This is a genomic window from Siminovitchia fortis (assembly GCF_003605365.2).
GTDB lineage: Bacteria > Bacillota > Bacilli > Bacillales > Bacillaceae_C > Siminovitchia > Siminovitchia fortis.
The window spans coordinates 18,254-30,306 of record NZ_QYTU02000032.1; the positions used below are offsets into that span (position 1 = coordinate 18,254).

Below are 12,053 nucleotides of genomic sequence, written 5' to 3' on the forward strand. Positions count from 1 at the left end.
AGGATAAAAAGGAGTTCTTCGATTCAGTAAGCAATATGGAAATGCAGATCGGCCAATTGTATCAGCAGCTTGGCGAGTTGAAGCAGTATATGGTCGAGTTGATCGAAGAAAACCATGCGTTGAAGTCGGAAAATGACCAACTGCGCCGACATCTGGATCAAGGGATGGAAAAGCCCGGTCTCATACTGCCTGATGGAGAGGAAGACGAGCGCACTGCTTATGATCAATTGACTGAAATTGATATTGGAGAGGGTTATGATAATCTGGCCCGCCTTTATCAAGAAGGCTTCCATATTTGCAATGTTCATTTTGGCAGCCCGAGAAGAGATGAAGACTGCCTGTTCTGCCTTTCCTTTTTGAATAAAAAATAATTTGCTATATAAGGCCTTCCTTAGAATGGGGAAGGCTATTTTATTGGAGTGTTTGGATATGATTGAATTAATTGGTGACGAGCGCCTGGATTATTTGCTGGCGGAAGATTTGCGTATTATCCAAAGCCCGTCTGTTTTTGCTTTTTCCCTTGATGCCGTGCTGCTGGCCCGTTTTGCCTATGTACCGATCCAAAAGGGAAATATCATTGATTTATGCAGCGGCAATGGGGTCATTCCCCTTTTATTAAGCAGCAAAACAAAAGCAGCCATTACGGGCGTGGAAATTCAGGAGCGCCTGTATCATATGGCGGAAAGGAGCATCCAATATAACCGCCTGGAAGATAGGATCCGGATGATCCATGGAGATGTCAAAGAGATTGCCCAAACGCTCGGCCATGGAAAATATGATGTCGTTACGTGCAATCCGCCGTATTTTACTTCAGCAGAACCGTCCATTATCAATGAAAATGAATATTTGGCCATCGCCCGCCATGAGCTTCTCTGTTCGCTTGAAGATGTCATACGGACAAGCAGCCAACTTCTCCGCCAAGGCGGTAAAGCCGCTTTCGTCCACAGGCCCGAGCGGCTGATGGATATTTTGACGCTTATGAGGCAGTATCGCTTGGAGCCGAAGCGGCTTAGATTCGTTTATCCGAAGGCAGGGAAAGAAGCGAATACGATTTTGGTAGAGGGGATCAAAAACGGGAATTCTGGCCTGAAGGCACTCGCGCCCCTGTTTGTCTATAACGATGAAAACGAGTATACTCCGGAAGTAAGAGAGATACTGTATGGAAAAGAAGAATAAACATTATTTTTATGTGTTGGAATGCAGGGACGGCTCCTATTACGGCGGCTATACAGTGGACCCTGCCCGGAGGCTTTCCGAGCATAACAGCAAAAAGGCATCCAAATATACCCGGACGAGGACGCCGGTATCGATGATCTATGTAGAAGAATTTGAGGAAAAAGGTGATGCGTTGAAGGCGGAATATGCTTTCAAGCAGCTGACGAGGCTAAAAAAAGAACAATTTTTACATGAGGCCGGTGAACGTAATGCGAAGCCAGAAAAGCAATGAGGCAACAGATCAGGGCACGCTATTTTTAATACCGACGCCGATCGGCAATTTGGAAGATATGACCTTCCGGGCAATTCGCCTGATGCAGGAAGCCGATCTGATTGCTGCGGAAGATACACGGAACACAAAAAAGCTGTGCAGCCATTTTGACATTTCAACACCGCTTGCAAGCTATCATGAACATAACAAGGAGACAAGCGGCCGCCAGCTTGTCGAGCGGTTGTTAAAAGGGGACAATATAGCGCTTGTCAGCGATGCAGGGATGCCTTGCATTTCTGATCCGGGTTATGAAATCGTCCGGGCGGCCATCGAAGCGGATATAGCGGTCGTGCCTGTTCCAGGCCCAAACGCTGCGTTGACCGCTTTGATCGCTTCAGGCATCAATCCCCAGCCTTTCTATTTTTGCGGATTCTTGCCAAGAGGGAAAAAAGAGAGGAAAGCGGAGCTCGAAAGACTGAAACGGCAGGATGGGGCGCTCCTTCTTTATGAAGCACCACATCGATTGAAAGATACATTAAAGGATATGGCTGCCGTCTGGGGGGACAGGAAAATTGTTTTATGCAGGGAGCTGACGAAGAAGTTCGAAGAATTTTTGCGTGGAAGGCTTTCCTCGGCGGTCGAATGGGCGGAGAAGGAAGAAATCCGGGGAGAGTTTTGCCTTATTGTGGAGGGCAACAGTGACCCCGATTCCAGTGAAGGGCCGCCATGGTGGGCGCTGCTTGGATTGAAAGAACATGTGGAACATTATATCGAAAACGAAAACCTTACATCAAAAGAGGCCATCAAGCGGGCGGCAAGCGACCGCAAGGTGCCCAAACGCGAAGTTTATGAGGCATATCATATTCATGGCAAGTAGCGTGAGCCCGGGTTAAAAAGGGCTTGCGCTTTTTTTATATTTTCTTGCTTTTTTCAAAAACAAGTGATAAATTAAGTCATAATTCAATTCCGATTATTTTTATATGAAAAGGGTGGATAACATGGCAAAAAATTTCAATGATCTGTTTGATGCCTGGTCCGAAACGTATGATCAAACTGTCGTTGGTTCCGACGTAGAATATAAAGAAGTATTTGCTCATTACGAACAAATTCTTGATGAGGTGGCAAAAAATTCAAAAGGGTTTATTGTTGAATTTGGAGTTGGAACAGGGAATTTGACAGAAAAATTTTAAAAAAATGGGTTTGAAGTATACGGTATAGAGCCTTCTGAAGGAATGAGGAACAGGGCGAAAGGAAAGCTTCCGAATGTTCCGATTGTCGATGGTGATTTTTTGGCTTTTCCCATGCCGGAAAAAAATCCGGATACGATCGCAAGCACGTATGCTTTTCACCACTTGACCGATGAGGAAAAAAGGAAGGCAGTCGCGCTGTACAGCGACATTCTCAACGAGTCCGGGAAAATTGTTTTTGCTGATACGGTTTTTATCAATGATGCTGCCAAACAGGCTATAATAGAAGAAGCACTGCGAAACAATCATCACCGTCTTGCAGTTGATTTGCAGACGGAATATTACACAACTATTCCAGTTCTAAGGAAAATATTTGAAGAAAACGGCTTCCGGATCACATTCAAGCAAATGAATGCATTTGTGTGGCTGATAGATGCCGAGAAAAGGAGAGGGAATCAATGACTGAACAAAAGATGAACGTGGAGAGCTTCAATTTGGATCATACGAAAGTGAAGGCCCCTTATGTCCGTCTGGCGGGCGTGGTGGAAGGAGAAAACGGTGATATCATCCGGAAATACGACCTTCGGTTCTGCCAGCCGAACAAAGAGCATATGGAAATGCCTTCGATCCATTCATTGGAGCACATGATGGCGGAATTCAGCAGAAACCATTCGGATAAAATCGTCGATATCAGCCCGATGGGCTGCCAGACCGGCTATTATTTATCCCTTGTCAACCACGATGACTATGAAGACGTATTAAATATTCTGGAAAAAACATTGAACGATGTACTGGAAGCAACCGAAGTTCCGGCCTGCAATGAAGTGCAATGCGGATGGGCAGCAAGCCACTCATTGGAAGGCGCCAAAGAACTGGCCAAAAAAATGCTCGCCCACAGGGATGAGTGGACGGAAGTATTTGCATAGAAAAGCGGAGGGCGGCGTTAAGCGACTGAGATGTAAGGCGGAAACGCTTGTGTAACGCACCCGAAAACAAAAAAGCCTCTTCATATTGTTGAAGGGGCTTTTAAAATTCTATTAATTATTCACTTTATCAAAACTGAAGGATTCACGGATTTCCTGTATTAATTGCTCGGCTCCTTCACGGCTTAAGACCAATTTCCCACCGGCAAAAAAGGCATTTTCATCGGATACATTGCCTGTAATATGGCAAGTCATGCTCGGTTTATATTTCTTCAGGATAATCTTTTCATCATCTACGTATATTTCAAGTGCGTCTTTTTCTTCAATCCCCAAGGTGCGCCTTAATTCAATAGGTATGACTACCCGTCCAAGTTCATCGACTTTTCGCACAATTCCAGTAGATTTCATACTACTTTTCTCCTCTCAAAGAAACTTGTTTATATCAAAAAACATACTTTTTGTCACATTTATAATCAGATTTATCGTACCAGTCTTTCCTATTCCCGTCAATTAGAAGTTAAAAAAATGTCAATTTATTAGATAGAAATTCCTACGGATTCGTATCCATTCAATTGAATCGTCATTCAAAGGACCGATTTTCATGTTCCCTTAGTAATAGGCACAAGTTGCAGGAATCGTTGATTTCACGTATATTTTTAGTGTAGAAGAGGACAAGATGCAAAGAGTGGGTTTTGATGTTTAACGGCATCCTGTTAGCGAGAGGGAGGAAACATGGTGAAAGAAAAACTCAAAACGTTTTATTTAACAACCCCCATTTACTATCCAAGCGGGAATTTGCATATCGGCCATGCTTATACGACGGTAGCGGGTGATGCAATGGCACGCTACAAGCGGATGCGCGGTTTTGACGTCATGTATTTGACCGGAACGGACGAACATGGACAGAAAATCCAAAAAAAGGCCAAAGAAGAAAATGTTACCCCAAAGGAATATGTTGATCATATTGTCAGCGGGATTCAAAGGTTATGGAAGAAACTTGATATTTCCTATGATGACTTCATTCGTACAACCGAAGACCGGCACACAGTTGTTGTTCAAAAGATTTTTAAGCAGCTGTTGGATCAAGGCGATATTTATCTGGATGAATATGAAGGATATTATTGCACACCTTGTGAATCTTTCTTCACAGAACGGCAGCTTGACAATGGAAACTGTCCTGATTGCGGACGCCCGGTGGAGCTGGTAAAAGAGGAGTCCTATTTCTTCAGGATGAGCAAATATGTAGACAGGCTCCTGCAATATTATGAAGATAATCCCGGTTTCATCCAGCCCGAATCAAGAAAAAACGAAATGATCAATAACTTCATCAAACCGGGGCTGGAAGACTTGGCAGTCTCCAGGACGACATTTGACTGGGGCATCAAAGTTCCCGGCGATCCGAAACATGTCATCTATGTCTGGATCGATGCATTGACCAACTATATCACTGCGCTTGGCTACGGAACAGATGATGATTCCAAATATCTGAAATACTGGCCGGCGGATGTCCATATCGTTGGAAAGGAAATTGTCCGCTTTCATACTATTTACTGGCCGATCATGCTCATGGCGCTTGATTTGCCGCTTCCGAAAAAAGTTTTTGCCCATGGCTGGCTGCTTATGAAGGACGGAAAAATGTCCAAGTCCAAAGGTAATGTTGTCGATCCGGTTATGCTGATCGACCGCTACGGCCTGGATGCAGTACGTTATTATTTATTGAGAGAAGTGCCGTTTGGATCCGATGGTGTATTCACTCCTGAAGGGTTTGTCGAAAGAATCAATTATGATCTCGCCAATGACCTTGGAAACCTGTTGAACAGGACTGTTGCGATGATCAATAAATATTTTGGCGGAGAAATTCCTTCCTACGAAGGGATTGTTACACCGTTTGACAAAGACCTCCTTGGTGTGAACACCGAAACAGTACAAAAATATGAAGAAGCAATGGAAAACATGGAGTTTTCTGTAGCCCTTTCTTCCGTGTGGCAGCTAATCAGCAGGACAAATAAATACATTGATGAAACAGAACCTTGGATTCTTGCAAAAGACGAGGAAAAACGCCGTGAATTAGGCAGCGTGATGGTTCATTTGGCAGAGTCGCTCAGAAGGGCAGCTATTTTACTTCAGCCGTTCTTGACACAGACGCCGAAAAAGATCTTTGAACAGCTAAATATTACGGACGAGCAATTCCAAACATGGGAAAGCCTTGAAACGTTCGGTAATATCCCCTCCCAGACAAATGTCGCAGCAAAAGGAAAGCCGATTTTTCCTAGACTTGAGATGGATGAGGAAATTCAATATATTAAAGATCAAATGAAAGGCCCTGCCGCTCCGGAAAAAGAGAAGAAAGAAGAGAAGGAAGAAAACATAGAGCAGGCTCCTGAAATCACAATTGATGATTTTAGGAAAGTGGAGCTGAGAGTGGGCCAGGTCATCGATTGCGAACCGGTTAAAAAGGCGGATAAATTGCTCAAATTGCAGCTTGATCTCGGCTATGAAAAGAGACAGGTTGTTTCGGGCATTGCTGAATTTTATAAGCCTGAGGAATTAATAGGGAAAAAATTGATTGTCGTTGCAAACCTGAAACCGGTGAAATTGCGTGGAGAACTTTCGCAGGGAATGATCCTTGCGGGAGAAAAAGACGGCGTTTTATCGGTCGCATCGGTTGATCAAAGCCTTCCTAACGGGGCGATTGTAAACTAACTTTAATATAAAGTAATATTCAGATAAATTTATAAACATTGATAACATAGAGGGTATGGCGCATTAAACGTGGAGTTTAGGCCATTTCTCTATGTTCTTTTTTTGTAATCTAAATGTTAGCTTGCTGTGACTTATGTTACTTTAAAATACTTTATACTCTATGAAGGAGATTGAGCCATGCTATTTGACACACATGTCCATTTAAATGACGAACAATTTAATGAAGATCTTCAGGAAGTGATCGAGCGCGCCAAGGAGGCAGGTGTCTCCCATATGGTCGTTGTCGGTTTCAATAGGCCGACGATAGAAAGAGCCATCGATCTGGTGGAGGAATATGATTTTCTTTATGCGAGCATCGGGTGGCATCCTGTGGATGCTATTGATATGACAGATGAAGACCTGGCCTGGATTGAAGAGATGGCAGCTCATCCAAAGGTTGTGGCCCTCGGTGAAATGGGGCTTGACTACCACTGGGATAAATCACCCCATGATGTTCAAAAAGAGGTATTCCGCAGGCAGATCGGCCTGGCTAAGAAATTAAAGCTTCCGATCATCATACATAACCGTGATGCGACTGAAGATGTTGTTCAAATTTTAAGGGAAGAAAACGCCGAAGAAGTCGGAGGCATTATGCATTGCTTCAGTGGCAGCGCAGAAACCGCCAAAGAGTGCGTTGAAATGAACTTTCACATTTCACTGGGCGGGCCTGTCACTTTTAAAAATGCCAAGAAGCCGAAAAAAGTGGCCATGGAAGTTCCGCTTGACCGGCTGCTGATAGAAACGGACTGCCCTTATCTCGCTCCACACCCCTTTAGGGGAAAAAGGAATGAACCGGCGTATGTCAAGCTGGTTGCTGAACAGATTGCCGAGCTGAAGGACATCAGCTTTGAGGAAGTAGCGAAAGTGACGACAGAGAATGCAAAGAAACTGTTCGGCATTCGCTGACTAAAAACAATAAAATTTTACTTCTTCATCACGGTGAATGCCGATGAAGGAAGAAGGAGGAGTTTTTCTTTGAGTACAGAATTGAGAAGTCGAAGAAAATTAGGGTTGGTAGTGGCCAGTTTTCTCGTATTTACTGCTACCCTGATGATTTTAATAACGGAAGGAACGAAAAAGACGGTTGCTGTTACACTTGATGGTGAGCAGGTTGTAGTAAAAACCCATGCGGAAACGGTTGGCGAAATGCTTGAAGAAATGGATGTCAATGTAAAAGAGACAGATTACTTGTCACATGAGCCGAATTCGGTAGTCCAAAACAATCAATCTCTTATATGGGAGCCGGCAAAGCCGGTGACACTGACGGTTGGGGATGATTCAGAGAAAGTCATGACCACCGCCAGAACAGTACAGCAGCTTTTGAATGAGGAAGATATAAAGCTAGGCGAACATGATAAAATCAACATATCTCCTGCAAAAAATATCTTTCCCAATATGACAATTGAAATCGAAAAAGCGTTCCAGGTTGTTTTAAACAACGGAAAGGACGAAGAAAAGGTATGGACCACTTCGACTACGGTCGCTGATTTTTTACAACAGCAGGACGTGGAGCTGGGAGAATTGGATCGTGTGGAACCGGGATTGGATGAAATGGTATCCCCTGACCAATCCATTGACGTCATAAGAGTAGAAAAGGTCACCGATGTAGTGGAAGAGCCAATCGATTATGACGTTGTCACGAAAAAAGACGGGAACCTTGAAAAAGGTACAGAAAAGGTTATCCAAGAGGGCCAGGAAGGTTTAGTGAAAAAAGAGTTTGAAGTAACAAAAGAAAATGGAAAAGAAGTCAAACGTTCACTTGTCTCCGAAGAAAGAACCAAAGAAAGCAAAGATAAAATCGTAGCCGTCGGAACGAAAGTCACTGCTGCTCCGGCTTCCCAAAGGAAATCTTCAGCAGGTTCCCAAGCTTCAACTGCCGCCGCACCTGCCAGCGAAAGAAAAGAAATCTATATGAATGCCACCGCCTATACAGCGGATTGCAGCGGCTGCTCCGGTGTCACTTCCACCGGCATCGATTTACGCGCTAATCCAGATGCAAAAGTAATTGCGGTGGACCCAAGCGTCATTCCGTTGGGATCAAAAGTATGGGTGGAAGGATACGGCTATGCTGTAGCAGGAGATACTGGCGGAGCGATCAAAGGGAACAGGATCGACGTTCACGTCCAATCAAAAGGGCAGGCAAGCAGCTTCGGCAGAAAACAGGTCAAAGTGCGTATCATCGACTAAGCAGAGGAAAATGCTCCTCTGCTTTTCCTTTTTTTATCCATAACAGGTTATAATAAGACATTAGTAAAACTGTTTTACCGGAGGAAACATGAAGATCAAGGAAATCATTGTAGTGGAAGGAAAAGACGATACAAGAGCCATCCAGCGTGCGCTGGATGCAGATACGATTGAAACGAACGGCTCGGCCGTTTCCGCAGAAACGCTGGAAAAAATCAGATTGGCCCATCAAAAAAGGGGGGTCATTATTCTGACTGACCCGGACTTTCCGGGGGAAAAGATCCGCAAGACAATCACCGAGCATGTACCTGGATGCAAGCATGCTTTTATCGATAAAAAAGATGCGCGGCCGAACAACGGGCGTGGCATTGGCGTGGAGCACGCTTCTCCTGAAGCGATCCGGCTGGCATTGCAGGATGCCCATCCCATGCTGGATACAGAAGCCGAAGTTATCACAAGGGAAGACTTGATTGATGCGGGGCTGATTGGAGGGCCGGAGGCCGCAGGCCGAAGGGAAAGGCTTGGGGAGCTGTTGAAGATCGGCTATACAAACGGAAAGCAGCTCCACAAACGGCTGATGATGTTCCAAATATCCCGCCAGGAGTTTGCGGAAGCCCTCGAAGCCGTACTACGGGAGGAAAAACAATAATGCAAAAAGACATCGCGACACCGGTCAGAACAAAAGAAATTATGGAGAAACACGGTTTTTCTTTTAAGAAAAGCCTTGGACAAAACTTTTTAATCGATCCGAATATTTTACGTAATATAACAGAGTATGCGGGGCTGACTAAGGAAACGGGTGTCATTGAAATCGGGCCGGGAATCGGGGCATTGACAGAGCACCTGGCCAGGACGGCCAAAAAGGTTGCTGCCTACGAAATAGATCAACGCCTTCTGCCGATTTTGGCAGACACCCTCTCACCTTATGACAATGTGAAGATTATTCATGAGGACATTTTGAAAGCGGACATCCAGCAGATGATTGAAGAAGAGTTTGCTGATGTAAAGGAGATCATGGTGGTGGCCAATCTCCCTTATTATGTAACGACGCCGATCATTTTAAAGCTTCTTGAGGAAAAACTGCCCATTCGCGGAATCGTCGTCATGCTGCAAAAGGAAGTGGGGGACCGGATTGCAGCGAAGCCGGGAACGAAGGAGTACGGGTCCCTTTCGATTGCCATCCAGTATTATACAACGGCCGAAACCGTCATGATCGTTCCCAAATCGGTCTTTATTCCACAGCCGAATGTAGACTCCGCGGTCATCCGGATGCTGTTGAGGGAACGTCCTGCTGTGTCTGTCAGAGATGAGGTGTTTTTCTTTCAAATTGCAAAAATGTCATTTGCCCAGCGGAGAAAGACGCTGATGAACAATTTAACGAGCGGGCTGCCTGATGGGAAGAAGAGAAAATCAGATATTGCCCATGCACTTGAATTGGCCGGCATAGAACCGTCAAGGCGGGGAGAAACTTTATCAATGAATGAATTTGCCGCGCTGAGCGATGCGCTTTTTCCTCTGTTTGGCGACTCGGAATGAAACAGACACCATGAGCGGGTAAACAGCATAGCCTATGACAGATAGATAAATAGCGCTGTTTATTGGAGTTGACGACCGTGATATCAATAAATACGATTGTCGGCCGCTTGTCTCACCAATGCGATCTTTTATTTCGAGTCATCGACATCCAGGAGATTGACGGTCAAACAACAGCAATCCTTTATGGGGAGGATTACCGCCTTATTGCTAATGCGCCTGTTGAAGACCTTGTCCCTTTTACAGAGGAAGAGCAGCTGACAAGGTCTTCCAAAGTACGATCCCTTGAAGAACAGTCCTGGGAACTGTTTCAACAGGACCTTGATCTTGTAAGATCCCAGCAGGAATACACAGCTACAGAAGGATATAAAAGGGAATACAATTACTTTCAGATGCCCGGCCGCGTCCTTCACCTTGATGGGGATCCGAATTATTTGAAGAGATGCATGGAGCTGTATTCGAAAATTGGAGTCGCAGTCAAGGGAGTGCACTGTAATGAAAAAGAAATGTATAAGCACATCCCTTCCTTGATCGACCAATATCGTCCGGATATTCTCGTCATTACAGGGCACGATGCCTATTCAAAAGCAAAAGGAAAAAAAATAGATTTAAATGCCTATCGCCATTCAAGATATTTTGTAGAAGCTGTAAGGGAAGCGAGGAAGAAAGTCCCGCATCTCGATCAGCTTGTCATTTTTGCCGGCGCCTGCCAATCCCATTTTGAGTCTCTTATATTTGCAGGGGCAAATTTTGCAAGCTCACCCCAGCGTGTCAATATCCATGCATTGGATCCGGTCTATATCGTCTCGAAAATCAGCTTCACGCCTTTTACGGAAAGGGTGAATGTATGGGATGTCCTGCGAAATACATTAACGGGACAAAAAGGGCTGGGGGGACTTGATACAAAGGGAGTACTAAGGAACGGGATGCCTTTTAGGCCTCCGGGAGAAGATGAGTAGCTTGTAACTTGAGCATTGGGACTTTGCCAATGCTCTTTTTTTTCGTTCATTTATTCTGGCTTACCCGGCGCTTCCATAGCCTCCCAGCCCCCTGCCCATAGGCTTTCCTAAAGTCAGTACATATTATCTTTTTTGTGAGATATACTACTATTGTTGAAAAATGGGTGATCTTGTAGAAAAAAAATGATTGACAAAGATGAGGATTCATTGATAAAATTGTAAATTTATTTGACATTTATCCAGCCGCGTGTTATAATGAAAACCAGTGAGGTGGAGCGAAAAAATGCCGAAAACTTTAGCGAGCATTAAAAAATCCCTTGATTCAAATTTGGGCAAGAGATTAATGTTAAAGGCCAACGGGGGACGAAGGAAAACAATCGAACGTTCCGGCGTATTGGCGGAAACATATCCATCAGTTTTTGTAGTTGAGTTGGATCAGGACGAAAATGCATTTGAACGGGTATCTTACAGTTATGCAGATGTTCTGACCGAAACGGTTGAACTTACTTTTTACGATGAAACATCAGGAAATATAGCAATAGGGCAGCAGTAAACCCCTGGGTTTACTGCTGTTTTTACTTTTACCGGATATTCGCTTTCCTTCTGCACAAAATACAAAAGCGGATGCAAAGGGGGAAATGGCTTTGGGAAGAAGAAGAGGAGTCATGTCGGATCAATTGAAAGTAGAGTTGGCAAAAGAGTTGGGCTTTTATGACGTCGTCCAGGAAGAAGGATGGGGCGGCATCAAGGCCAGGGATGCAGGAAATATGGTAAAACGTGCAATTGAAATAGCAGAACGTCAGCTCAGCCAATCAGACAATCGTGAAGAATGATTACTTTGGACCTGAAGACAATGAACAAAAACCATCCGCACAAGCCGGGGCGAAGAAAAGCCTCGGCTTTTCTTGTTGTATAGTCTGTACGTCGATGGGCAAGGCGCTTGAGCTTTTCTTAAAAGTAAAAGAAAGTATAACCTGATATGAAAACTTTTTTCAAAAGAAGCCTTTCTTTGTCCCGCTCCAGCGCCCAGCGACTAGCAAACTCCACACTCCTCCACTACGATAAGTCAACATCGGCTCCTTCGTCGCCGTGTTTCCTT

At 44.6% G+C, this 12,053-nt stretch carries 14 protein-coding genes and 1 pseudogene; 14 read left to right on the forward strand and 1 reads right to left on the reverse strand.

Annotated elements, in window-relative coordinates:
• Positions 1-35: 35 nt before the first annotated feature.
• The 6 genes and pseudogenes from yabA to D4N35_RS13295 all read left to right on the forward strand — a co-directional run bounded on the left by yabA (position 36) and on the right by D4N35_RS13295 (position 3,539).
• Positions 36-371 carry a DNA replication initiation control protein YabA gene (yabA, locus tag D4N35_RS13270; RefSeq protein WP_235870392.1) on the forward strand — a complete coding sequence of 112 codons (336 nt, stop codon included), beginning with the start codon at positions 36-38 and terminating at the stop codon, positions 369-371.
• 58 nt (positions 372-429) lie between these two features.
• Complete coding sequence (locus D4N35_RS13275; RefSeq protein WP_120074443.1) at positions 430-1,176, forward strand: tRNA1(Val) (adenine(37)-N6)-methyltransferase; 747 nt, start codon at positions 430-432, stop codon at positions 1,174-1,176.
• Positions 1,160-1,447 carry a GIY-YIG nuclease family protein gene (locus D4N35_RS13280; RefSeq protein ID WP_120074446.1) on the forward strand — a complete coding sequence of 96 codons (288 nt, stop codon included), beginning with the start codon at positions 1,160-1,162 and terminating at the stop codon, positions 1,445-1,447. Before D4N35_RS13275 ends, D4N35_RS13280 begins: the two co-directional genes overlap by 17 nt.
• Positions 1,425-2,303 (forward strand): 16S rRNA (cytidine(1402)-2'-O)-methyltransferase, encoded by an 879-nt coding sequence (gene rsmI, locus D4N35_RS13285; protein WP_120074448.1) that lies wholly within the window; start codon positions 1,425-1,427, stop codon positions 2,301-2,303. Before D4N35_RS13280 ends, rsmI begins: the two co-directional genes overlap by 23 nt.
• Positions 2,304-2,424: 121 nt before the next feature.
• Positions 2,425-3,075, forward strand: a pseudogene (locus D4N35_RS13290) (class I SAM-dependent DNA methyltransferase).
• The gene (locus tag D4N35_RS13295; protein ID WP_120074450.1) at positions 3,072-3,539 is read left to right on the forward strand and encodes an S-ribosylhomocysteine lyase; all 468 of its coding nucleotides are present in this window, start codon (positions 3,072-3,074) and stop codon (positions 3,537-3,539) included. Before D4N35_RS13290 ends, D4N35_RS13295 begins: the two are co-directional and overlap by 4 nt.
• Before the next feature lie 111 nt (positions 3,540-3,650).
• On the opposite strand, the gene D4N35_RS13300 is transcribed toward D4N35_RS13295, so the two are convergent.
• Complete coding sequence (locus tag D4N35_RS13300; RefSeq protein WP_120074452.1) at positions 3,651-3,944, reverse strand: AbrB/MazE/SpoVT family DNA-binding domain-containing protein; 294 nt, start codon at positions 3,942-3,944, stop codon at positions 3,651-3,653.
• 327 nt (positions 3,945-4,271) lie between these two features.
• Here D4N35_RS13300 and metG point away from each other — a divergent pair, with 327 nt between their 5' ends.
• From metG to D4N35_RS13340, 8 genes are all read left to right on the forward strand, one after another.
• Complete coding sequence (gene metG / locus D4N35_RS13305) at positions 4,272-6,239, forward strand: methionine--tRNA ligase (protein ID WP_120074454.1); 1,968 nt, start codon at positions 4,272-4,274, stop codon at positions 6,237-6,239.
• A gap of 177 nt (positions 6,240-6,416) precedes the next feature.
• Entirely contained in the window at positions 6,417-7,184 is a 768-nt protein-coding gene (locus tag D4N35_RS13310) for a TatD family hydrolase (protein ID WP_120074456.1), read from the forward strand.
• A gap of 69 nt (positions 7,185-7,253) precedes the next feature.
• On the forward strand, positions 7,254-8,465 hold the full coding sequence (locus tag D4N35_RS13315; protein ID WP_120074458.1) for a G5 and 3D domain-containing protein: 1,212 nt from the start codon (positions 7,254-7,256) through the stop codon (positions 8,463-8,465).
• 88 nt (positions 8,466-8,553) lie between these two features.
• Complete coding sequence (gene rnmV, locus D4N35_RS13320; RefSeq protein ID WP_120074460.1) at positions 8,554-9,111, forward strand: ribonuclease M5; 558 nt, start codon at positions 8,554-8,556, stop codon at positions 9,109-9,111.
• Positions 9,111-9,998: a 16S rRNA (adenine(1518)-N(6)/adenine(1519)-N(6))-dimethyltransferase RsmA gene (gene rsmA / locus D4N35_RS13325; RefSeq protein WP_120074463.1), complete on the forward strand. Its 888-nt coding sequence runs from the start codon at positions 9,111-9,113 to the stop codon at positions 9,996-9,998. Before rnmV ends, rsmA begins: the two co-directional genes overlap by 1 nt.
• An 80-nt stretch (positions 9,999-10,078) precedes the next feature.
• A complete protein-coding gene (yabG, locus tag D4N35_RS13330; RefSeq protein WP_120074494.1) occupies positions 10,079-10,954 on the forward strand; it encodes a sporulation peptidase YabG in 876 nt (291 codons plus the stop codon).
• 283 nt (positions 10,955-11,237) lie between these two features.
• Complete coding sequence (gene veg, locus D4N35_RS13335) at positions 11,238-11,507, forward strand: biofilm formation stimulator Veg (protein WP_018708554.1); 270 nt, start codon at positions 11,238-11,240, stop codon at positions 11,505-11,507.
• A gap of 91 nt (positions 11,508-11,598) precedes the next feature.
• Complete coding sequence (locus tag D4N35_RS13340) at positions 11,599-11,787, forward strand: small, acid-soluble spore protein, alpha/beta type (RefSeq protein ID WP_120074465.1); 189 nt, start codon at positions 11,599-11,601, stop codon at positions 11,785-11,787.
• Positions 11,788-12,053: the final 266 nt, after the last annotated feature.